Here is a 20912-nt window from a genome sequence, read left to right on the forward strand (position 1 = left end):
GCCGCCGCGAGGCGGTCTGGGTGGCGCAACGATGGGTCGGGCCGCCTGGCAGGATCGGCGCATGGCGGTCGAGGGTCACTACGCGGTCGTGCTCCTGGTGGACCCGCGCGGTCGGATCCTGCTGCAGGAGCGCGACGAGCACTACCGCGAGCTGGCCGGCGGTCGCTCGTGAGCACCCACCCGCACCCGATCACGGGGCAGGAGTTCACCTCGCCGGTGCCGCCGGGCACCGGCTGGCCGGGCGACCCGGCCCAGCCCCGCACTGCGCGTGCGCACACCGCGGCCGACGTCGCCCGGCTGGCGTCGTCGTCCCGCGACGTCGCCGCCCTCGACGCCCGCGTGTCGGTGTGCCGGGCCTGCCCGCGGCTGGTCGAGTGGCGCGAGGACGTCGCGCGCAGCGGCCGGCGGGCGTCGTTCGCCGACCAGCCCTACTGGGGCCGCCCCGGGCCCGGCTTCGGCGACACGCACCCGCGCCTGCTCGTCGTCGGGCTCGCGCCTGCCGCCAACGGCACCAACCGCACCGGCCGCATGTTCACCGGCGACCGCAGCGGCGACTGGATCTACGCCGCCCTCCACCGCGCCGGGTACGCGAGCGTCCCGTGGTCGCGGCACGCCGGCGACGGGCAGCACCTCGACGGCGCGCGCATCGTCGCGGCGGTGCGGTGCGCCCCGCCCGCCAACAAGCCGACCCCCGACGAGCGCGCCACCTGCGCCCCCTGGCTCGACCGCGACGTCGAGCTGGCGCTGCCGACCCTGCGCGTGGTGCTGGCGCTGGGCTCGATCGGCTTCGAGGCGTTCCTGGCCGCCGCACGCCGTGCCGGGTGGGCGGTGCCGCGACCCAAGCCCCGCTTCGGGCACGGCGTCGAGGTGCCGCTCGTGACGCCGGACGGCCGCGTCGTCCCGCTGCTCGCCAGCTACCACGTCAGCCAGCAGAACACGTTCACCGGCAAGCTCACCGAGGCGATGCTCGACGACGTCCTCGCTCGCGTGAGACGGCTCACCGACCCGCCCGGCGCCCTGGAATCATGACGGCATGAGCCTGTTCGCCGTCACCGTGCTCGGCCACGACCGGCCGGGGATCGTCGCCGACACCACCGCCGCGCTCGCCCGCCTCGGGGGCAACCTCGAGGACTCCACGATGACGCTGCTGGGCGGCCACTTCGCCATGCTGCTGCTCGTGCGCACCGGGAGCGGGCGGGAGGGCGTCGAGCACGCGCTGCAGCCGCTCGGCGCCGACGGGTTGCTCACGGTGGACGTGCGCGAGGTCACGGACGACGCCGCGACGCCCGCACCGGCGTCCGACCTGCACGTGCTGAGCGTGCACGGCGCCGACCGGGCGGGCATCGTCAGCGCCGTCACCGGCGTGCTCGCCGGTGCGGGTGGCAACGTCACCGACCTCACGACCCGCCTGGCCGGTGGCCTCTACGTGCTGCTCGCCGACGTCGCGCTGCCGGCGTCCGTCGACGTCGCGGCCCTGCGCCAGGCGCTCGCGGCCACAGCGGACGAGCTCGGCGTCGACGTCTCGCTGCGCCCGGTCGACACCGACGAGCTGTGAGCGAGCCCTTGCTCGTCATGCCGCAGCTGCCGGACGGCGTGGTGCGCGACGTCGTGCGCGCCCCGGCCCGGGTGCTGTCGACGCCCGGACTCGACGTCGATCCCACCGACCCCGACGTGGTGCAGCTGGCCGCGGACCTGCTGGCGACCCAGGCCGTGTCGCCCGGGTGCGTCGGGCTGGCTGCGCAGCAGGTGGGCGTCGCCTGGCGGGTCTTCAGCGTCGACGTCTCCGCACATCCCAAGACCCGCACGTGCCACGGTGCCTTCGTGCTGTGCAACGCCGTCGTCGTCGAGGGTTCGCGGCGTGAGAGGGGCCGTGAGGGCTGCCTGTCGGTTCCCGATCTCACCGGAGACGTCAAGCGCTACCGCAGGGTCGTCGTGCGCGGGCTGCTGCCGGTGACGGGCGAGCAGGTGACGATCGCGACCGACGCCTTCGAGGCCGTCGCGCTGCAGCACGAGATCGACCACACCGACGGCGCGCTGTTCCTCGACCGCGTGGCGGGGGCGCACGCCCTGCACGCCCGCCAGACCTACCTCTAACCCCACCACCTCTCCCGTGGGTTTGGCGCGGGGGCACCCTGCGGCCAACCTATGGCAGCTGGGGCACCCAGTGGCCACCGCCGAGTGCAGTGATCTTCCCCAGTCGGGGGTCTGGCCGCCCCGGACGGCGGGTCTGGCCGCTCTAGGCTGGGTGCGCCCCCGTAGCCCAACCGGCAGAGGCAGACGCCTTAAAAGCGTCCGAGTGCGGGTTCGAACCCCGTCGGGGGCACGCCGACGCGCCGACCGGGAACTGCCGCGCCGTCGCCCGCGTCTGACAGGGTGGCGGGAACTTTCGACGGCGTTCCCGCATTGACTGGTGTGACGGCCCGCGACGGCGGGACGCCAACGGGCCCGCACGGGCCGAGGAGGAGCACGATGAGCAACCCGGTGTTCGAGCGGATGAAGGACAGCCGCGGCTACGCCACGTTCGGCCCGCCCGGAGCCACGCGTCAGCCCAGCGGGTACGCCACGCCGTCCCCGGACGAGCTCGAGACGATGTACAACGCGCCGTCCGCGACGCCGGTCGACACCCGCCGGATGACCTACGACGACGTCGTGGTCAAGACGGCGATCGTCTTCGCGGCCGTGCTCGTGGGTGGTGTGGTCGGCTGGAAGGTCCCTGGCCTGATGTGGGTCGGCCTCATCGGCGGCCTCGTGCTGGGTCTGGTCAACTCGTTCAAGAAGAGCCCCAGCCCGGCGCTCATCGTCGGCTACGGCCTGCTCGAGGGCGTGGCCCTCGGCGGCATCAGCATGTTCTTCGAGGGACGCTACCCAGGCATCGTCGCGCAAGCCGTGCTCGGCACGCTCAGCGTCTTCGCCGCCGTGCTCGTGGGCTTCCGCAGCGGCAAGCTGCGCACCTCGCCGAAGCTGAACAAGATCTTCTTCATCGCGATCGGCGGGTACCTGCTGTTCTCGCTGGTCAACCTCGGCCTGATGGTGTTCGCCGGCCAGGACTCCCTGCGCGCCGGCCCCCTCGGCCTGGTGATCGGCGCCTTCGCGGTGCTGCTCGCGTCGTACTCGCTGGTCATGGACTTCGAGTTCATCAAGGCCGGCGTCGAGCAGGGCGCCCCGGCCAAGTTCGCCTGGACGGCGGCCTTCGGTCTCGTCGTCACGCTCGTCTGGCTCTACATCGAGATCCTGCGGATCCTCGCGATCCTGCGCGGCGACTGACGCTCGCACTCCTACTGCCTGGCGGGTCGTCACGAACGAGGTGGCGGCCCGCCGGTGCGTGCGGGGACCTATGGCAGAGTGCGGGCGTGGACGACGTCCGTGAGCAGCTCGAGCGGGAGGCCGCCCGCGTCACCGACCGCCTGCGCGCCATGGCCCTCGACCGCCTCCAGCGCCCGGACGGCGAGGGGCAGGCTCTGGAACAGCGCGTTCACGCCGCGGCCCAGACCCTCGCCGACCTCGCCGCCGACGCAGCAGGGCGCGAGCGCCGTCCGCTGCCGGTGCTCGCGACGCACGGCGTCGCCGATCAGCTGGCCGTTACGGCCGCCGACGTCCTCGCCGAGGCTGACGAGCCGCGCCGGCGTGAGGCTCTCGACGTCCTCGTCGCCCTGCGCCGCACCCTCTGAGTGCGGCGCAGGGCGCACGCCGGGTCAGCTGAGGCGCTCGTAGATGATGGCCATGCCCTGGCCACCGCCCACGCACATCGTCTCCAGGCCGAAGGTCTTGTCGCGCGAGGCCAGGCCGTTGAGCAGCGTCGTCGTGATGCGCGCGCCGGTGGCCCCGAACGGGTGGCCGAGCGCGATCGCGCCGCCGTGCACGTTCAGCTTGTCGTGGTCGATGCCGAGGTCGGCCGCGCTCGGCAGCACCTGCGCCGCGAAGGCCTCGTTGATCTCGACCAGGTCGATGTCGTCGATGGTCATGCCGGCCCGGGCGAGTGCCTGGCGTGACGCCTCGACGGGGCCGAGCCCCATGATCTCGGGCGACAGCGCCGAGACGCCGGTCGACACCACGCGCGCGAGCGGCGTGAGCCCGAGCTCGCGGGCCTTGGTGTCGCTCATGACCACGAGTGCCGCCGCGCCGTCGTTGAGCGGGCAGCAGTTGCCGGCCGTGATGGTGCCCTGCTCGCGGAACACCGGGTTCAGCTGCGAGACGCCTTCGAGCGTGACGCCGGGTCGCGGGCCGTCGTCGGTCGAGACGACCGTGCCGTCGGGCGTGGTGATCGGCGTGATCTCGCGGGCGAAGAAGCCGTCGGCGATGGCTTTCTCGGCGCGGTTCTGGCTCTCGACGCCCCACGCGTCCTGCTCGGCGCGGGTCACGCCACGGAAGGTCGCGACGTTCTCGGCGGTCTGGCCCATCGACAGGTAGATGTCGGGCAGCTGGCCCTGCTCGCGCGGGTCGCTCCACACCTCGTTGGTGCGCGCCATCTCGGCCATGCGGGCCTGGGCCTCGGCGAAGCGGGGGTTCTGCAGCCCCTCCTCGCCCTCACCGGCGCCCTTGAAGTTGCGGTAGCGGCTGACGCACTCGACGCCGGCCGAGACGAAGACGTCACCCTCACCGGCCTTGATCGCGTGGAAGGCCATGCGGGTGGTCTGCACGCTGGACGCGCAGTAGCGGTTGACGGTGGCGCCCGGCACCGAGTCGAGCCCCGCGAGGACGGCGACCACGCGCGACATGTTGAAGCCCTGCTCACCCGACGGCTCGGCGCAGCCGAGGTACAGGTCGTCGATGTGCGACGCGTCGAGGCCGGGCACCTTGTCGAGCGCCGCGCGCACGACGGTGGCGGCCAGGTCGTCTGGCCGGACGTCCTTCAGCGAGCCCTTGAACGCGCGCCCGATCGGGCTGCGGGCGGTCGAGACGATGACGGCCTCGGACATGACGGGCTCCTCGGATTGTCCGGCCCCGGGATCGACAGCGATCGGCCGGGTGGTTCGGGTGGATTGCCGCGGTCGATGCTACTCGGCGGTAGGGGAGGTGGTCGCCGTGACCTGCGTCTCGTTCGAGCCGTCCTCGGTGGCCGGCGACGCCTCGGCCGGCTCCTGACGCCGCCGGCGCAGCACCGCCCACCGGCCCCGCGGCCCGCGCTGCTCGCCGGCCACCTCGGTGGCGCTGACCTCGGTGCCGGGGTCGGCGGCCGACGCGACGGCCGCGACGGTGATCGGCCCGATCCCCTCGCCGCGGCGGGCGTCGGGTAGGCGCTCGGCGCCGCCGTCCGGCCAGTAGCCGAGCGCTGCGGCCACCGACGGCAGCATGGCCCGCGCGGCCGCGGCGTACCCGGCGGACGACGGGTGGAAGCGATCGGCGCTGAACATCTCGGCCGGGACGCGACGGAACTCATCACCCAGCAGGTCGCCCAGCGACACCGTGCGAGCGCCGGCCTCGACGGCGCTGACGGTCTGCGCGGCGGCGAGGTCGCGGCTGAGCCGACGCGCGATGAGCCGCAGCGGCTGGGGAACGGGCTCGATGGTGCCGAGGTCAGGGCAGGTGCCCACCACGACCTGGCAGCCGAGGTCGACGAGCCGCTCGACCGTCTGCGCGAGGTGTCGGACGGCGACGGCGGGCCGCACGCGGTGGGTGACGTCGTTCGCCCCGACCATGATGATCACGGCGTCGGGCACCACGCCGGGGCGCACCTCGTCGAGCAGCCGGTCGAGCTGCCCGGCGAGGTCGGCGGAGACGGCCCCGACGACGGCCACGGTGGTGAGCCGGACGGCCCGACCGGAGACGGCGGCCAGCCCCCGCGCGACGACGGCGCCGGGCGCGTGCTCGGGCAGGTCGGCGCCCAACCCGGCGGCCGAGGAGTCGCCGAGCACCGCGAGCTCGATTGGCTCGCCCGCCCCGGCACCGTAGACGCCGTCGGCGTCCGGCCGGGCGGCCCCGAACGGCGTGCCGATCGTGCGCCGGGCGAGCTTCATCTCCAGCGCCATCACCCCGACGCCGAGCGCGCCGAGCGCGGTGACGCCACCCCCTCCGAAGGCTGCCGCGGCAGCCACCTTGCGGGCCCGACGGGCGCGACCCATGGACATCCCTCCCCGACCGTGATCTTCATCGCCACCGTACCCGCCGGGGCCGACCGAGGCGCGGCGTTCAGTCGTGGGTGTAGCGGGCGAGGAACTCGCCGACGTACCGCCGCGCGTTCGTGCTGACGTGCGGGCCGTGCATGAACGCGGCCACCGTGAAGTCGAGCTCGGTGAAGCGCTGGGCGGTGCGCTGGCTGAGCCGGAAGTCGCTGCAGAAGAAGGGCACGGACCAGCCGATGCCGCGCCAGTTGAACAGCGCGTCGCCGACCACCAGGACGCCGGTGGGCTCGTGCAGCAGCGACACGTGCCCCGGGGAGTGGCCGGGGGTGTGGACGACCCGCAGCCCTCCGGCCACCGGGAGCACCTGGCCGTCCGCGAGCTCCTCGTCGACCGGCACGGGCTCGAAGGCTGGCTTGCCGCTGCGCGAGCCGCGGGTGAGCAGGCGGCCGAGCCGCAGCGACTGGTCGCGAGGCGGCGCGATCCCGCTGCGGGCGGCGGCGGCGTCGTCGGCGTGGATCGCCACCGCCTCAGCGCCGGTGCGGCGCACCATCTCTGCCGCACCGCCCGCGTGGTCGGCGTGGGCGTGCGTGAGCAGGATGCGGGTGACCTGCTCGGGCGCGATACCGAGGTGGGTGAGCGCGGCGCTGATCTTCGCCGGTGACTTCTTCACGCCGCAGTCGACGAGCGTCACCTGGCCGTCGTCGTCGCGCAGGACGTAGCCGTTGACGAAGCTGGCGAGCAGGGGCAGGCGCCAGACGTTCGGCGCGAGCTCGATGGCGGGTGCGGTGGCCACGCGCCGAGCCTACGGCGACCCCGTCCCCGACAAATACCCGGGAAGTTGTGCGCCTGGCATCGCGTAGGCGTCGAAGTTCCCCGGAATTTGCCGGGAGACGGGATCTGGGACCATGGCCCGGTGAAGTACGCAGAGCACATCGCCGACCTCGTGGGCAACACGCCCCTCGTCAAGCTGAACTCGGTCACCGAGGGGATCACCGCCACGGTGCTCGCCAAGGTCGAGTACATGAACCCGGGCGGGAGCGTGAAGGACCGCATCGCGCTGCGCATGGTGGAAGCGGCCGAGGCGTCCGGTGCCCTGAAGCCCGGCGGCACGATCGTCGAGCCGACGAGCGGCAACACCGGCGTCGGCCTCGCGCTCATCGCGCAGCGCAAGGGCTACCACTGCATCTTCGTGTGCCCCGACAAGGTGAGCGAGGACAAGCGCAACGTGCTCAAGGCGTACGGCGCCGACGTCGTCGTGTGCCCGACCGCCGTGGCGCCCGACCACCCCGACAGCTACTACTCCGTGAGCGACCGGCTGGTGCGCGAGGTCGAGGGCGCCTGGAAGCCCGACCAGTACTCCAACCCGGAGGGCCCGGCGAGCCACTACGCCAGCACGGGCCCGGAGATCTGGGCCGACACCGACGGCAAGGTCACGCACTTCGTGGCCGGCGTGGGCACGGGCGGCACCATCACCGGCACCGGCCGCTACCTCAAGGACGTCTCGGCCGACCGCGACGGCGGCCCGGTCGTCGTCGTGGGCGCCGACCCTGAGGGCTCGGTGTACTCCGGCGGCACCGGCCGGCCGTACCTCGTCGAGGGCGTGGGCGAGGACTTCTGGCCGACCGCCTACGACCCTTCGGTGCCCGACCGCATCGTCGCGGTGAGCGACGCGGACTCGTTCGAGATGACCCGCCGCCTCGCCCGCGAGGAGGGCCTGCTCGTCGGCGGCTCCTGTGGCATGGCGGTCGTGGCCGCCCTGGAGGTCGCGCGCGAGCTCGGCCCGGATGACGTCGTCGTCGTGCTGCTGCCCGACAGCGGCCGCGGCTACCTGTCGAAGATCTTCAACGACGGCTGGATGTCGTCGTACGGCTTCATGCGCGCGGACGGCGAGAAGACCGTCGGCGACGTCCTGCACGCCAAGGCCGGTGACCTGCCGGCGCTCGTGCACACGCACCCCAGCGAGACGGTGCGCGACGCCGTGCAGATCCTGCGCGAGTACGGCGTCTCGCAGATGCCGGTGGTGGGCGCGGAGCCGCCGGTAATGGCCGGTGAGGTGGCGGGCAGCGTCGGTGAGCGTGAGCTGCTCGACGCGCTGTTCACCGGCAAGGCCCACCTGTCCGACCCCGTGAGCCAGCACATGAGTCCGCCCTTCGCCCTCGTCGGCGCGGGCGAGCCGGTGACCACCGCGCGGCACGAGCTGGAGCACGCCGACGCGGTCATGGTCGTCGAGGACGGCAAGCCGGTGGGCGTGCTGACGCGCGCGGACCTGCTGGGCTTCCTCGCCGACTGAGCGTGCGGGCACGGGGCACCTCGCGGGCGGTCAGCCCGCGAGGTGGCCCCAGCCGGACTCGAGCTCGCGCCACGGCCCGACGGCCGCGACCTGGCCCTCGGCCAGGACGACGACCCGGTCGGCCCGCGCGAGCGCAGCCCGCTTGGTGGTGGCGCCGATGACGGTGCTTCCCCTGCGTCGCAACGAGTCCCACAGCTCGACCTCGGTAGTGGCGTCGAGCGCCGACGAGACGTCGTCGGCGAGCAGCAGCTCGGCGTCGGCCGCCAGGGCCCGGGCGAGCGCGAGCCGCTGCACCTGGCCGCCGGACAGCCGCACGCCCCGGTGCCCGACGAGCGAGTGGGGGCCACCGGCGTCGTCGACGTCGCGACCGAGCCGGGCGTCGGCGATCGAGCGCTCGACCTCGCGGTCGTGGTCGAGTCGGATGTTGTCGGCGAAGGTGCCGGACAGCACCCGCGGCACCTGGGCCACGTGCGCGACGCGCCCGGGGCGCAGGAACGCCTCGGGGTCGGTCACCGGCTCGCCGTTCCAGTGCAGCTCGCCGCGGTAGGACACCAGGCCGGCCAGCGACGACAGCAGGCTCGACTTGCCGGAGCCGATCTGGCCGAGCAGCAGCACCAGCTCGCCGCGCCGGACCTCGAGGTCGACGTCGCTCGCGCCGATCGTGCCGTCGTCGTGGACGGCGGTGAGCCCGCGCAGGCGCAGGTGCTCGAGGCGGTCATCGGCCGGCTGGGGCGGCGCCGGTGAGGCGCCGCTCACCAGGTCGAGTCCCTGGGGCAGCTGCATGAGGTCGCGGCCTCCGGCGTACTCGGTGGTGGCGCGCTGCCAGGCCCGCGTGCCGGGCGCCTCGGTGATGACGGCGCCGGCGACCCGGCCGAACCAGTCGAAGCCGTTGACGGCGCCGGAGACGAGCAGCGCGGTGGCCAGGCCCCAACCACCCGCCAGGTGCACCGCCCACGCCGTGACGACGCCGATCTGCACGAGCACCACCGGGACGCCCGCGAGCATCGCCTGGATGCGGTGCTCGTGCACGGCGGCGTCGATGCGGCCGCCGTCGACACGACGCAGGTGCGCGTGCACGGCGGGTGTGGCCGCTGCGAGCTTCACGGTGCGGATCGACTCCAGCGCCGACACCAGGGAACGGCCGAAGCGCGCGCGAGCGGCGGACGCCTCGGCGGCCGAGCGCCCGGCGGCGGGGGAGCCCAACGCCGAGACGGCGGCGGACGCGACCATGACGCCCAGCAGGACGCCGCCCGCCAGCAGGCTCGACCCGGCGATGCCGGTGACGACCACGATCGCCAGGCCGTTGGCGAAGTCGACCCAGCGGTCGCCGTACCGAGCGAACCGGTCGGCGTCCATCGCCCGCGCCACGACCTCACCGGGGGGCGTGCGCTCGAGCCGACGCTGTGCGGTCTGCCCCAGCAGGACGGCGGTGCGCGCGCGCAGCATCACCGCGACCCACCAGCGCGGGTAGCGCCCGATGGCCTCGGCGAGCAGCAGCGGCGCGACGAGCAGCGAGACGACCATCGCCAGCAGCAGCCCGGTGGGACGCCCGCCCGCCTGCAGGTCGACGACGAGGTGCCCCCAGAGCCAGCCGGTGATCGCGCCGTACGCGCCCATCAGCGCGGAGGCGAGGAAGAGCGCGACGGAGACCAGCCCCCACGACGGGTGGATCGTCAGCGCGTGCCAGATGCCGCGCACGAGGCCGGGGCCCGGCGGCACCTGCGGCGCGGGCGGCGCCTGCCCGGCCCGGCGCGCGGTGCCGACACCGCTCTGGGCTGCGTCGGCGGCGACGCTGGCCGCCGTCGCTCCCGGGACGTCCTCGGCGGCCTCGAGCAGCCGTCGGAACGGGCCGGCTGCCTCGGCGAGCGCGGCGCGCCGGCCGAACTGCACGACGCGGCCGGCGTCCATCACGGCGACCAGGTCGGCCCGGGCGGTGGTGGTGAGCCGGTGCGCGACGAGGATGCCGGTGCGGCCCGACAGCAGGCGGTGGGACGCCGCGACGACGCGCGCCTCGGTGACGGGGTCCATGCGCGCGGTCGCCTCGTCGAGCACGACGACGTGCACGTCGCGCACGAGCAGGCGGGCGAAGGCGACGAGCTGCTCCTCGCCTGCGGACAGCGTCGTGCCGCTCGGGCCGAGCATGGTCTCGAGGCCGTCGGGCAGGCCGGCCACCCAGTCGGTGAGACTGAGCTCGTCGACGGCAGCCTGCACCCGGCTGAGCGGCATGTCGGCGAACAGCGCGATGTTCTCGGCCAGCGTGCCGGCGAGGATCTCGGTGCGCTGGGTGACGACGCCGACGGCGCGGCGCAGGTTCTGCAGGTCGAGGTCGCGGACGTCGACGCCGTCGAGCAGCACGCTGCCCGGCTCGGGCTCGACGGCCCGCGAGAGCAGCGACGCCAAGGTGGACTTGCCCGATCCGCTGCGCCCGACCAGCGCCAGCGTCTGGCCCGCGGGGACGGTGAGGTTGACGTCCTGCAGCGCGAACGTCCCTTCGGCGTAGGCGAAGTGCAGGTGCCTCAGCTCGAGCTCGGGGACGACGTCGCGCACCGGCGCCCCACCCTGCGGCTCGGGCGCGGCCGCGAGCAGCCCGCGCAGGCGCACGAGCGCGCCGACACCGCCCTGCAGGTCGGGCACGTGCCGGGCGACCTGGTCGACCTGGCCCACGAAGGTGGTGGTCACCAGGAACAGGGTGACGAGGGTGGCCGTCGACTCGGTGCCGTTCAGCACCAGGAAGACGCCGATCACCGCCACGGCCGCCAGCACCCCGTGCAGGATCACGCCGGCCCGTCGGCTGATCTGGCTCTCGAGCCGGACGACGTTCGCGAACCGGGCGTGGACGGCCGACGAGAGCTCGGCGCACCGGCGCACGAGGTAGGACTGGCCGAGGGCGGTGCGCAGGTCGTCGCGCGCGGCGACGCCCTCCTCCATCGCGGCGGCGTGGTCGGTCCAGGCCATCTCCTCGACGACCTTGGCGGCCGACATCTTCGCCAGCAGCGGGCGGATCGCCAGCGTGACGCTGCCGGCGGTGACCGGCAGCAGCAGCCACGCCGGCCACCACGTCCACCCCGCGACGACGAGCAGAGGCAGGGTGCTGAGCAGCACCCGGATGACCGCCCAGGCGTTCTGCCGCAGCAGCGCGCCGAGCTCGTGCGTGTCGTCGTCGACGCGGTCGAGCACCTCGCCGACCGCCTGCTCGCTCAGCTCGGACACCGGCTGGTCCATCACCGCGTCGAGCAGGTCGGCTCGCAACCGGCCCTCGGCGCGGTCGACCGCCACCGACCACAGGGTGCGGCCGAGGGTGTCGAGCAGGGCGGCGCCGACGACGCACGCGGCGAGCACCAGCACCAGGCGCAGCGTCGGGCCCTCGGCCAGCCACCCGGCGACCTTGGTGCCCAGGGCCTGGCCGAGGCCCGCCAGCGCGGAGGCCGTGAGGGCCACGGTGGACCCGCGGCCCTTGAGCCGGCGCCAGTCCAGGCGTCGCTGCGCCGGCACCGCTTGGGCAGGCGTCGATGAGGACCCCCCTGCTGCGGACCCGGCGAGCGTGGTGTCGTTCTCGCTCGTCATCGTCACCCCAGCACGCTACGTCCCACCACCGACAGATCGCCTCCTGTTTTCGGCTCGCCCGGGGTTCGCGCCGCCAGGATCCGGCCACCTTGCGTCACCGGGGGCGACGGTGCGCGACGGCGGTGAGCGGTGCGGGGGACCTGCGGCCCGGAACGCTCGCGAGCGTCGTCCCCAGGGCCCCACCATCGAGTCCATGAAGCTCAGCCCACTGCCGGTGCGACGTCCCGGCAACCAGGACACCGACGCCGTGACCCCTGGCGTCGTCGACCTCAGGTCGGCCGAGGCGGCCGGGCAGCCGGCGCCCCTCGGCGAGGTGCTCGCCTGGTTGAGCGCGCTCGAGTCCTGACCCGGGTCGAGCGCCACCGGACCACCTGCGCACTCACGATCAAGCGGGCGGCCACCGGCACCCGCCAGGCTGGTGCCCATGACGACGGACGTGATGGCGCGGATCCTCGACCTGGTCACCGAGACCTTGGCCGACCCCGAGGCCTCTGCGGCCGATCTCGCCGACCGGGCCTACCTGTCGCGGTTCCACTTCAACCGCCTGGTGAGCGCGGCCATGGGGGAGCCGCCGGGGGCGCTGCGCCGCCGGCTGCTCATGGAGCGGGCGGCCTACCTGCTCGCCACCACCCGCAGGTCGGTGCTCGATGTCGCGGTCGGTGCGGGCTACTCCTCGCACGAGGCGTTCACCCGCGCGTTCACCCGGTACTACGGGTGGCCGCCGAGCGACGTCCGCCGTCGTCCTCCCCGCACGTTCCGCGACCTCGAGCTCGCGTGCCCGAGCGGCGTGCACTTCCAACCGCCGGGTGGCCTGCGGCTGCCGGCTGAGCACCAGGAGAGCGACATGGACGTCCTGCGCCAGATGACCGACCACCACGTGGGCCTGCTGACCCAGATCATCGAACGGGCCTCGCACCTCGACGACGAGGTGCTCGACCGGCCGATCGAGGTGTCGGTGGAGACGATCGACGACGACGGGCAGAGCCTGCGGTCACTGCTCAACGCGATGGTGACGCAAGAGGAGCACTGGCTGAACGCGTTGCGCGGCCAGGGCTGGCCCGACGACAGCGACGCCTCGCTCGCAGGCCTGGCCGCGCGTCACGCCGTGGCCGGACGCGACTACCGCGAGTGGGTCGCCGAGACCATCGAGCTCGGCCGGCTGGCCGACACGTTCGTCGACACGACGTGCGAGCCGCCGGTCACGCACACCATGGGCGGCACGATCGGCCACGTGCTGTGCTTCGGTGCGGTCCGGCGCACCCTGGCGCTCGGCGCGCTGGCCACGGCCGGGATCACCGACCTGGACGCCGGCGACCCGCGTCCCTACCTCGACGCGGAGGCCGGCGTCCGCTGACCCCGGTTGCCCCGGAGCGGGCCGTCAGGCCGTGCGCCCGATGCGCACGCGCCAGACCTGCGGACCCTCCTCGAGGTAGTCCCACGTGATCTGGCCCGGCCGCTCGGCGTCGAGCTGGTAGCGCAGCGGCTTGGGGTCGTGGTCGTTGCACAGCACGAACGAGCCGCCGGGCGGGAGGTCGGCCACCGCCGCGAAGATCTGCTCGTGCCGCAGCGCGGGAGGCATGGCCCGGACGTCGAGGTCGGCCTCGACCTCGAGCCCGGCGTCCGCCGCGGCCTCGGCTCCGCCGCCGCACCCGCACCCGCCGCAGCCGCAGCCACCCTCGGCCGCCGGCTCGTCGTGGCCGCCACCGAGGATCTCGTGCATGCCCTCGAGCAGCCGCGCGAGGTCGACGTCGTGGGCCACGAGCTCGGGGAGCAGGTCGTCGTTCTCCTTGGCCAGGTGGGCCTCGAACAGCGCCCGCACGGCCCCGGCGCTCGCGGCCATGGCACCCGAGGTGCGCGCACGGGCCAGCTCGTTCACCAGGCCCTCGAGCCGCCGGTGCTCGGCCACCATCGCGCGCACGAGCAGCTCGGTACGGGGCAGCGTCGCGGCGACGTCGTAGAGGGTGCTCTCCTCGGCGGCGGCGTGCGGTAGCACCTCCTGCAGCAGCAGGAGCACGAGCGCGTCGCGGGCCGGGGCGACGTCGCCGAGCCGGTCGGCGGCGTCGCGCACGCTCAGTGCACCGGCGGCGACCGCCTGCTCGAGCTGCTCGTGGTGGCGGCGGATGGCGTCGACGACGTCGTCCTGACCGTGCTGCTGGGTGGCTTCGGGGGTGGTGAGGCTCATCCGGGGGCTCCTCGAGAAGGTGGGCCGGAGGAGTTCTCACGGCCTAGATTGTTTTTACGGCACTTCTCGTGGAAAATGCAAGTGTGCCCACGAACCGCCGCCCCCGCAGCCCCCACCAGGTGCTCGCCAGCACCAGTCGCAGCGCCGTCCTCGAGGTGCTTCGCAGCCGCGGCACCGCCCTCGACGTCGACGAGGTGGCGGCCGCCGTCGGGCTGCACGTCAACACCGTGCGCGGCCACCTCGAGGTGCTCGTCGACGGCGGGTACGCCGTGCGACGCAGCCTCCCGCCGTCCGGGCCCGGCCGCCCCCGCACGGTGTACGAGGCCACGGCGGCGCCCGAGGACGGCAGCAACTACCGGCTGCTCGCCGAGGTGCTCACGCACTACCTCGCCAGCACGAGTGCCCAGCCCGCGGCCGACGCCGTCGCGGCCGGCCGCTCCTGGGCCGCGCCGCAGGTCGACGCCGCGCCACACACGCGCAGCGACGGCGAGCCGACGACCGAGCGCGAGGCGGTCGCCGCAGTCGTGAAGTTGTTGGCCGACAGCGGTTTTCAGCCCGAGGCCAGCGCGGACGGCTCGCGCATCGACCTGCACCACTGCCCGTTCCGCGACCTCGCCGTCGCCAGCCCCGAGGTCGTGTGCGGCGCCCATCTCGGCATCCTGCAGGGCGCGCTCGCGCAGCTGGGCGCGCCGATCGCGGCCACGAAGCTGCTGCCACTCGTCGAGCCCGACCTCTGCGTCGCCACCCTCGAGCGCACACCCACCTCGTCCTCGCCGACCCGATGACCGTCGCCGGCCGCCGGGTGCCGGTGCTGGCACTGGGGGCGTTCTCGCTGCTCGCTGGCCTCGCCGGTGGTCTCGCGCGCATCGGCGCCGGCAGCCCGAGCCCGGCGACCGCTGCCGCCGGCCACGGCGTGCTCATGACGCTCGGTTTCCTCGGCACGCTCATCGCCCTCGAACGGGCCGTGGCGCTGAGGCGGTGGTGGGGGTACGTCGCCCCCGTGCTGAGCGGTCTGGGCGGCGTCGCCGTGGTGGCCGGCCTGCCGACGTCCGCGAGCGCCCTGGCCTTCGCGGCAGCCGGGGCCTGGCTCGTGGCCACCTACGCCGTGATGATGCAGACCCAGCCGACGCTGCACCTGGTGGTCGAGGCGCTCGGCGCGGTCGCCTGGTGGGCCGCCGCCGTCGTCTGGCTCCGCGGAGCCGACCTGCCGGATCTCGTGCCGTGGCTGGCGGCGTTCGTCGTCCTCACGATCGCGGGGGAGCGGCTGGAGCTGGCGCGCGTGGCGCTGCTCGGCCGCGACCACCGGCGCGCCGTTCTCACCTGGACGGCGCTGCTGCTCGCCGGTCCGCTCGTGACGCTCGCGACCCCCGAGGTCGGCCTGCGCGTGCTCGCCCTCGGCCTGCTGACGCTCGCGGCCTGGCTGGTGCGGCACGACGTCGCCCGCCACACCGTGCGCGCGTCCGGACTCACCCGCTACATGGCGGTCTGCCTGCTCACGGGCTACGCGTGGATGACGGCCGCCGGCGTCGTGTGGCTGGTGCGCGGGCAGGTCGTGCAGGGCGGCGCGTACGACGCCGTCGTCCACGCGGTGTTCCTGGGGTTCGCGATGTCGATGGTGCTCGGGCACGCGCCGGTGATCCTGCCCGCCGTCCTGCGGGTGCGGCTGCCGCACCACCGCCGCGACTACGGGCCGCTCGTGCTGCTGCACGCAGGACTGCTCGTGCGCGTCGTGGGTGGTGACCTCGCCGGCGTCACGGCGCTGCGGGTCGCCGGTGGCGTCGTCGGCGTCGTCGCCCTGCTGTCGTTCGTCGTCGGTGCCGCCGTGTCCGCGGTCGGTGCCACCCGTCGTCGAGGCCGGTCACCGGTCGGCCCGCGCTCACTCTCGGAGTCCGCTGCATGACCACCACCACCCGCCCGGCTCGCACTCCCGCCGAGGCGCCGAACGCCCGTCGCACCTGGCACCTGCGCGCCAACGCGGTCGTGCTGGTCTACGTCGTCGCGGCGTGCGCCGCCGTGGTGGCGCACGGGGCCCTGCCGATGCCGCGCTGGTTGGCCGTGCACCTGCTGCTCCTCGGCGGGGCCACCAACGCGATCGTCACCTGGACCGAGCACTTCGCCGTCGCCCTGCTGCGCGCGCGCCCCGCCTCACGGCGGTGGTCGGCCGCGCGTCTGGTGGCGCTGAACGTCGGTGTGGTGGGGGTGCTGTGCGGCGTCTCGGCCGACGTCCCCGCCCTCACCGTCGGCGCGGCGGTGCTGCTCACCGCGGTCGTGGTGGCTCACGCGAGCGCACTCGCGGTGGTGTGGAAGCGCGCGTTGATGAGCCGGTTCGCGCGCACCGTGGGCTACTACCTGACCGCCGCCGGCGCGCTGGTCGTGGGCATCACGCTCGGGGTGCTCACCGTCATGGCGCACCGGGGCTCGTGGGGACTCAGCGCCGTGCACGACGAGCTGCACGCCGCCCACGTGCACGCGAACCTCTTCGGCTGGGTGGCGCTCACGGTGCTGGGCACGCTGTTCACCTTGTGGCCCACCGTGTTGCGCACCCGCATGGTCGACGGCGTGATGGCCGACGCCACCCGCAGCCTGTGGCTCACGGCGGTGGGCCTGGCCGTCACCGTCGGTGCCCTCGTGGCGGGGCAGCGGCTCGTCGCCGCTGTCGGCATGCTGCCGTACGTCGGCGGCGTGCTCCTCGCCCTGCGCCCGTTCGTCGCGACGTGGCGACGCAAGGCGCCCCACGACCCCGCGGCGTGGTCGTTGGCGGCGTCCGTGGCGTGGTTGGCCGTCGGCGCCGCCACGGACGTCGTGCTCCTCGCGGCCTCGGGCGACCTCGATGCCTACCTCGGTCGCCTGGACGCGGTGGTGCCCGGCCTGGCCGTGGGGTTCGTCCTGCAGGTGCTCGTCGGTGCGCTGACCTACCTCGTGCCGGTGATGCGCGGAGGCGGCCCGTTGCAGGTGCGCGAGACCATCGCCGCGCTCTCGCCCGGCTGGGTCGTGCGCGTGACGGCGCTGAACGTCGGTGCCGTGGTGCTGGTGGCCGCCGCCCTCGCCGACCTGCCGGCACCGGTGACGACCGCGGGTTGGGTGCTCGTGCTGGCGCCGGTCGCGGCGTTCGTCGTGCTGGTCGCGGGGGCGGTGCTGCCGACGGCGGCGCGCGGCCCGGCTGGCGGCGTGGCCCTGGGCGTCGTGATGACCCTCGTGCCGGTACTCATCGCGGTGTCGGGTGGTGCACCGGCGTCCGGGCCGTCGGCGGTGCGGGTGGCTGCGGCGTCCGGCGTCCAGCAGGTGGCGGTGACCATGGTGGGCATGGACATCCGGCCGGCCGTGATCGAGGTGCCGGTCGGCACGCGAGTTCGGCTCGTCGTGAGCAACCGCGACGCCATGCGCCACGACCTCGCGTTCGCGAACGGGCCGTCGACGCCGATGCTCTCGCAGGGCGAGCGCGCCACGCTCGATCTCGGTGTCGTGCAGGCCAACCTGTCCGGCTGGTGCACGGTGCCGGGCCACCGTGCGGCCGGCATGACGCTCGACGTCCGGGTCACCGGCGGAACGACGAAGGCCGGCGGCACCGACCACACGAATCACGGCGGCTCGACCATGCCGATGGCCGGAGCGGCGGCGTCCGGTGCGGCCACCAGGATCGACGTGCACGGCCAACCCGGCCCCGGCTGGACGCCGTACGACGCGGCGCTCGCACCGGCGTCCTCCGCCACGGTGCACCGCATGACGCTGCACGTGATCGAGAAGGACGTCGAGGTCGCACCCGGTGTGCGGCAACGGGTTTGGACTTTCGGTGGGTCGGTGCCCGGCCCGACGCTGCGCGGGCACGTCGGCGACGTCTTCGAGGTCACGCTCGTCAACGACGGCTCGATGGACCACGGCATCGACTTCCACGCCGGCCAGAACGCCCCCGACGGCGTGATGCGCGCGCTGGCGCCCGGCCAGTCCCTCGTCTACCGCTTCCGCGCCGACCACTCGGGGGCGTGGCTCTACCACTGCAGCACCATGCCGATGACCCAGCACATCGCGAACGGCATGTACGGCGCGGTCGTCATCGACCCACCGCACCTGCCGAAGGTCGACCGCGAGTTCGTCCTGGTCTCCTCGCAGCTGTACGTCGGCCCCGACGGCGCCGACCCCGCGCGCCTGGCCGCCGGCCAGTGGGACGCGACCGAGTTCAACGGCTACCCCGACCAGTACGTGCACGCGCCCTTGGCCGCAAAGGTGGGGGAGCGCGTGCGGTGGTGGGTGGTCGCCGCCGGGCCCAGCGACGGCGTCGACTTCCACGTCGTGGGCACGCAGTTCGACACCGTCTTCAAGGAGGGCGCCTACCTGCTGCGGCGCGACAACCCCGAGCACGGGGCGGCCCAGGTGCTCGACCTGGGTGCGGCGCAAGGTGGGTTCGTCGAGGCGGTGATGCCCGAGCCGGGGCACTTCGTGATGGTCGACCACGACATGCGGCGCGGTGAGGCCGGCGCCCGCGGAGTCATCGAGGTGACGCGCTGATGCTGAGCGGCTGGTCGGTGGTGCGGTTCCTGCACGTCGTGTCGGCGATGGTGTGGGTCGGTGGGCAGCTCACCATCTCCTCGATGCTGCTCCCGGTGGTGCGCAAGCACGTCGAGCCGGCGATGCGCGGGTGGATCCTGAGCGCCGTCGGACGCCGGTTCGGTGTGTTCACGGTGACGGTGTTCCTGCCGCTGCAGGTCGGCACCGGCGTCGCGCTGGCCTGGCACAAGGGCGTGACGATCTCCTCGCTCGCCGACCCCGGCTACGGCCGCACGCTCGGCGCCAAGCTGGTCGCGTTCGCGCTCGTGATGCTCGCGGCCGGAGCCCACGGGTGGGCGATGGGCAGCGGGCGCCAGGTGCTGGCGCGCGCGCTGGCCATCGCCTCGCTCGTGGGCTCGCTGGCGATCGTGCTGCTCGCGACCGCGCTGCCCACGACCTGAGTCAGAGCTCCGACCCCTTGAAACGGCGCACCTCCTGCGGCCACCCGCACCCCACGGCGACCTTCCCCGCCCACATGCGCGCCGTCTCGTCGTCGGGCACGTCGATGATGGTCAGGCCGCCGAGGTACTCCTTGGTCTCCACGTACGGCCCGTCGGTGATGACGACCTCGCCGCTGGTCGCGTCGGCGCTGGCCGCCTCCTCGAGCTCCTCCACGAGTCCACCGGCGAACACCAGGACGCCGGCCTGCCGCATCTCGTCGACGACAGCCCGCGACGGCGCGACGCGCGAGGCGAACCACTCCTCGGGGTGGTCGCCCACCCACTGCTGGTTGAAGAAGATCAGGTACCTGGCCATGCGGCTGCTCCTCGTCTTGGCGGCGGACCCGGCGTCCGCTCAACCTAGCGACGAACGGGGTCGGCCAGATCCGACAGCCACGACGAAAGTTCTTGGAGGGGTCGGCGTGAGGCTCAGGCCGCCGGGCCGCTGCCCGGCATCGGGCAGGTCGCGCCCGTGCCGGCGATGCCGCAGTAGCCGTTCGGCACCTTGTACAGGTACTGCTGGTGGTAGTCATGTCGATATTCACAGACCATCCAAGGGCGCGACCGGAGTGTGTCCTCGTCAGACCTGACCGCGCTCGGCGCGCGAGTGGATCTCGTGCAGCAGTTGCTCTTTGCTCAGTGAGACCCGCGGCTCTCGTTCCGCCTGCCGCACCTCATCGAGGTGCGGCAGCCAGTACATGGTCTCCTCGATGCTCTCAAGTTCGTCGACGGAGATGAGGACCGCGACGGGGCGCCCATACCTGGTGATGATCGTGCGCTCGCCTGCGGTCTCGGCGCGCTGCACAAGATCACCGAGCCGAGCCTTGGCGTCAGTTATAGACGTCTCCGTCATGGCTTGAACGCTACCCGCCGGTTTGGATTGCGTGGGAGCCTCTGGAGGCATGCCATGGCTGGAAGCTGAAGACGCGAGTGGTGACTCGTTCGATGCCTGAGGCCGTGGCTGAAGTGGTCTCGACGCGCCTGTTGTTCTCTGGTCAGGCCGTATGCGCCCGCGCCCCAGGGACAGCGTCATGAGGGCTTCTTGCACCTTGGCGGGGAAGGGGCCGGCTTGGACGGCCATGGCTCGGCCCTCCGAGCGCAACCAGAGGAAGTCATTGAGGGGCAGGCCGACGCGATCAGCCTCTAGTGCAGCCGCCTCAGACATGAGGCGGAGCTCCTCGAGCCTTGCCGCCCGAGCGCCCCCCCGGCGGATCTTCGGTCATCAAGGCTCACGGACCACTAGTCGCAGCATGCTACTCATAGTCTGTCGACTCATCGTCATCCGTCAAGCACCGTGGGCGGGTGCGATCGTCCGACGCTGAGGCACTGGCGGCCCTGCAGGCGTTCGGTGACCGCGTGCGGGCATACCGAGAGCAGGCTCAGCTCTCGCAGGAAGGACTGGCCGCGCGTTCTGGCCTGCACAGAACCTATGTCGGCTCGGTGGAGCGGGGAGAGCGCAACGTCAGTCTTCTCAACATCGTGCACCTTGCCGAGGCTCTGGGGGTTAACCCGGGCACCCTGCTCTCGGGACTATCCCTGACCCGAGCAAGCCAGCCTGCAGCAGACCGCTCGAAAGGCCACCGTCCTGAGTGATGTCGAGCACTGGCAAGAGCAAGTGAGTCGCCTGCTGACCTTCCTCCGCGCCCCCGCAGCCCAGCGGCGACTACGTCGGAGACGGGCACAGCAGCGCTCGTGACATCGACCGACCGCAGTTCCATATCGTGCCTCGCTCGGGGCAAGGGCGACAGATGCGTGCGACGCGCCGTGAACGTCCAGTGCCACAGCCCGGTTGTCTGGCAGGCTCCATCACACAAATGCCTACCCGGGGACCAGGT

At 73.5% G+C, this 20912-nt stretch carries 20 protein-coding genes, 1 tRNA gene and 1 pseudogene; 14 read left to right on the forward strand and 8 right to left on the reverse strand.

Features of this window, described 5'->3' with window-relative positions; translation table 11 throughout:
- The first annotated feature begins 168 nt into the window (after positions 1-168).
- The 6 genes from ASD06_RS03330 (at position 169) to ASD06_RS18700 (ending at position 3668) form a co-directional block, all read left to right on the forward strand.
- Positions 169-1029 carry a uracil-DNA glycosylase gene (locus ASD06_RS03330; protein WP_056673173.1) on the forward strand — a complete coding sequence of 287 codons (861 nt, stop codon included), beginning with the start codon at positions 169-171 and terminating at the stop codon, positions 1027-1029.
- Between the two features lie 4 nt (positions 1030-1033).
- Positions 1034-1555 (forward strand): glycine cleavage system protein R, encoded by a 522-nt coding sequence (locus tag ASD06_RS03335; RefSeq protein WP_056673176.1) that lies wholly within the window; start codon positions 1034-1036, stop codon positions 1553-1555.
- Positions 1556-1572: 17 nt separating this feature from the next.
- Positions 1573-2094, forward strand: coding sequence for a peptide deformylase (locus tag ASD06_RS03340; RefSeq protein WP_056673454.1), 522 nt, complete (start codon positions 1573-1575; stop codon positions 2092-2094).
- Between the two features lie 155 nt (positions 2095-2249).
- Positions 2250-2323, forward strand: a tRNA-Leu gene (locus ASD06_RS03345).
- A 146-nt stretch (positions 2324-2469) separates the two neighbouring features.
- Complete coding sequence (locus ASD06_RS03350; protein WP_082537663.1) at positions 2470-3264, forward strand: Bax inhibitor-1/YccA family protein; 795 nt, start codon at positions 2470-2472, stop codon at positions 3262-3264.
- An 86-nt stretch (positions 3265-3350) separates the two neighbouring features.
- Positions 3351-3668 (forward strand): hypothetical protein, encoded by a 318-nt coding sequence (locus ASD06_RS18700; RefSeq protein WP_157371475.1) that lies wholly within the window; start codon positions 3351-3353, stop codon positions 3666-3668.
- 24 nt (positions 3669-3692) lie between these two features.
- Here ASD06_RS18700 and ASD06_RS03360 read toward each other — a convergent pair whose 3' ends face one another.
- The 3 genes from ASD06_RS03360 to ASD06_RS03370 all read right to left on the reverse strand — a co-directional run bounded on the left by ASD06_RS03360 (position 3693) and on the right by ASD06_RS03370 (position 6852).
- The gene (locus tag ASD06_RS03360) at positions 3693-4916 is read right to left on the reverse strand and encodes an acetyl-CoA C-acetyltransferase (RefSeq protein ID WP_056673181.1); all 1224 of its coding nucleotides are present in this window, start codon (positions 4914-4916) and stop codon (positions 3693-3695) included.
- A 78-nt stretch (positions 4917-4994) separates the two neighbouring features.
- Positions 4995-6059, reverse strand: a complete 1065-nt coding sequence (locus ASD06_RS03365; protein ID WP_056673184.1) for an SGNH/GDSL hydrolase family protein — start codon at positions 6057-6059, stop codon at positions 4995-4997.
- Between the two features lie 67 nt (positions 6060-6126).
- Positions 6127-6852 carry an MBL fold metallo-hydrolase gene (locus tag ASD06_RS03370; protein WP_056673189.1) on the reverse strand — a complete coding sequence of 242 codons (726 nt, stop codon included), beginning with the start codon at positions 6850-6852 and terminating at the stop codon, positions 6127-6129.
- 120 nt (positions 6853-6972) lie between these two features.
- On the opposite strand from ASD06_RS03370, the gene ASD06_RS03375 reads away from it, so the two are divergent.
- Positions 6973-8349, forward strand: coding sequence for a cystathionine beta-synthase (locus ASD06_RS03375; RefSeq protein ID WP_056673192.1), 1377 nt, complete (start codon positions 6973-6975; stop codon positions 8347-8349).
- 30 nt (positions 8350-8379) lie between these two features.
- On the opposite strand, the gene ASD06_RS03380 is transcribed toward ASD06_RS03375, so the two are convergent.
- Positions 8380-11913, reverse strand: coding sequence for an ABC transporter ATP-binding protein (locus ASD06_RS03380; protein WP_056673460.1), 3534 nt, complete (start codon positions 11911-11913; stop codon positions 8380-8382).
- A gap of 193 nt (positions 11914-12106) precedes the next feature.
- Here ASD06_RS03380 and ASD06_RS18705 point away from each other — a divergent pair, with 193 nt between their 5' ends.
- Positions 12107-12259 carry a hypothetical protein gene (locus ASD06_RS18705; protein WP_157371476.1) on the forward strand — a complete coding sequence of 51 codons (153 nt, stop codon included), beginning with the start codon at positions 12107-12109 and terminating at the stop codon, positions 12257-12259.
- Between the two features lie 78 nt (positions 12260-12337).
- A complete protein-coding gene (locus ASD06_RS03385; protein ID WP_056673195.1) occupies positions 12338-13267 on the forward strand; it encodes an AraC family transcriptional regulator in 930 nt (309 codons plus the stop codon).
- A gap of 24 nt (positions 13268-13291) precedes the next feature.
- Here the strand turns inward: ASD06_RS03385 and ASD06_RS03390 are convergent, their stop codons facing one another.
- The gene (locus ASD06_RS03390) at positions 13292-14095 is read right to left on the reverse strand and encodes a DUF2249 domain-containing protein (RefSeq protein ID WP_056673198.1); all 804 of its coding nucleotides are present in this window, start codon (positions 14093-14095) and stop codon (positions 13292-13294) included.
- A gap of 83 nt (positions 14096-14178) precedes the next feature.
- Between ASD06_RS03390 and ASD06_RS03395 the strand changes: the two genes are divergently transcribed.
- The 4 genes from ASD06_RS03395 to ASD06_RS03410 are packed head-to-tail and all read left to right on the forward strand — an operon-like array spanning position 14179 to position 19038.
- The gene (locus ASD06_RS03395) at positions 14179-14880 is read left to right on the forward strand and encodes a metalloregulator ArsR/SmtB family transcription factor (protein WP_082537664.1); all 702 of its coding nucleotides are present in this window, start codon (positions 14179-14181) and stop codon (positions 14878-14880) included.
- On the forward strand, positions 14877-15995 hold the full coding sequence (locus tag ASD06_RS03400; RefSeq protein WP_056673206.1) for a hypothetical protein: 1119 nt from the start codon (positions 14877-14879) through the stop codon (positions 15993-15995). Before ASD06_RS03395 ends, ASD06_RS03400 begins: the two co-directional genes overlap by 4 nt.
- Entirely contained in the window at positions 15992-18598 is a 2607-nt protein-coding gene (locus ASD06_RS03405) for a multicopper oxidase domain-containing protein (RefSeq protein WP_056673208.1), read from the forward strand. Before ASD06_RS03400 ends, ASD06_RS03405 begins: the two co-directional genes overlap by 4 nt.
- Positions 18598-19038, forward strand: a complete 441-nt coding sequence (locus ASD06_RS03410; protein WP_056673212.1) for a hypothetical protein — start codon at positions 18598-18600, stop codon at positions 19036-19038. The genes ASD06_RS03405 and ASD06_RS03410 overlap by 1 nt, the downstream gene beginning before the upstream one ends.
- 1 nt (position 19039) lies before the next feature.
- On the opposite strand, the gene ASD06_RS03415 is transcribed toward ASD06_RS03410, so the two are convergent.
- The 3 genes and pseudogenes from ASD06_RS03415 to ASD06_RS19090 all read right to left on the reverse strand — a co-directional run bounded on the left by ASD06_RS03415 (position 19040) and on the right by ASD06_RS19090 (position 19930).
- Complete coding sequence (locus tag ASD06_RS03415; RefSeq protein WP_056673215.1) at positions 19040-19393, reverse strand: YciI family protein; 354 nt, start codon at positions 19391-19393, stop codon at positions 19040-19042.
- A gap of 113 nt (positions 19394-19506) precedes the next feature.
- Positions 19507-19611, reverse strand: a pseudogene (locus tag ASD06_RS19750) (peptide-methionine (S)-S-oxide reductase); the annotation flags it as partial.
- Between the two features lie 46 nt (positions 19612-19657).
- Complete coding sequence (locus ASD06_RS19090) at positions 19658-19930, reverse strand: type II toxin-antitoxin system Phd/YefM family antitoxin (RefSeq protein ID WP_056673218.1); 273 nt, start codon at positions 19928-19930, stop codon at positions 19658-19660.
- 449 nt (positions 19931-20379) lie between these two features.
- On the opposite strand from ASD06_RS19090, the gene ASD06_RS18330 reads away from it, so the two are divergent.
- Complete coding sequence (locus ASD06_RS18330; RefSeq protein WP_082537666.1) at positions 20380-20670, forward strand: helix-turn-helix domain-containing protein; 291 nt, start codon at positions 20380-20382, stop codon at positions 20668-20670.
- Positions 20671-20912 lie beyond the last annotated feature (242 nt).

This window comes from Angustibacter sp. Root456 (genome assembly GCF_001426435.1).
In the GTDB taxonomy this organism is placed as follows: Bacteria; Actinomycetota; Actinomycetes; order Actinomycetales; family Angustibacteraceae; genus Angustibacter.

Bases quoted from the DNA above. Each gene is read 5' to 3' on its own strand.
- ASD06_RS03335 (WP_056673176.1), top strand. From the start codon at position 1,034: ATGAGCCTGTTCGCCGTCACCGTGCTCGGCCACGACCGGCCGGGGATC.
- ASD06_RS03340 (WP_056673454.1), top strand. From the start codon at position 1,573: ATGCCGCAGCTGCCGGACGGCGTGGTGCGCGACGTCGTGCGCGCCCCG.
- ASD06_RS03350 (WP_082537663.1), top strand. From the start codon at position 2,470: ATGAGCAACCCGGTGTTCGAGCGGATGAAGGACAGCCGCGGCTACGCC.
- ASD06_RS03360 (WP_056673181.1), bottom strand. From the start codon at position 4,916: ATGTCCGAGGCCGTCATCGTCTCGACCGCCCGCAGCCCGATCGGGCGC.
- ASD06_RS03365 (WP_056673184.1), bottom strand. From the start codon at position 6,059: ATGGGTCGCGCCCGTCGGGCCCGCAAGGTGGCTGCCGCGGCAGCCTTC.
- ASD06_RS03380 (WP_056673460.1), bottom strand. From the start codon at position 11,913: ATGACGAGCGAGAACGACACCACGCTCGCCGGGTCCGCAGCAGGGGGG.
- ASD06_RS18705 (WP_157371476.1), top strand. From the start codon at position 12,107: ATGAAGCTCAGCCCACTGCCGGTGCGACGTCCCGGCAACCAGGACACC.
- ASD06_RS03385 (WP_056673195.1), top strand. From the start codon at position 12,338: ATGACGACGGACGTGATGGCGCGGATCCTCGACCTGGTCACCGAGACC.
- ASD06_RS03390 (WP_056673198.1), bottom strand. From the start codon at position 14,095: ATGAGCCTCACCACCCCCGAAGCCACCCAGCAGCACGGTCAGGACGAC.
- ASD06_RS03400 (WP_056673206.1), top strand. From the start codon at position 14,877: ATGACCGTCGCCGGCCGCCGGGTGCCGGTGCTGGCACTGGGGGCGTTC.
- ASD06_RS03405 (WP_056673208.1), top strand. From the start codon at position 15,992: ATGACCACCACCACCCGCCCGGCTCGCACTCCCGCCGAGGCGCCGAAC.
- ASD06_RS03410 (WP_056673212.1), top strand. From the start codon at position 18,598: ATGCTGAGCGGCTGGTCGGTGGTGCGGTTCCTGCACGTCGTGTCGGCG.
- ASD06_RS03415 (WP_056673215.1), bottom strand. From the start codon at position 19,393: ATGGCCAGGTACCTGATCTTCTTCAACCAGCAGTGGGTGGGCGACCAC.
- ASD06_RS19090 (WP_056673218.1), bottom strand. From the start codon at position 19,930: ATGACGGAGACGTCTATAACTGACGCCAAGGCTCGGCTCGGTGATCTT.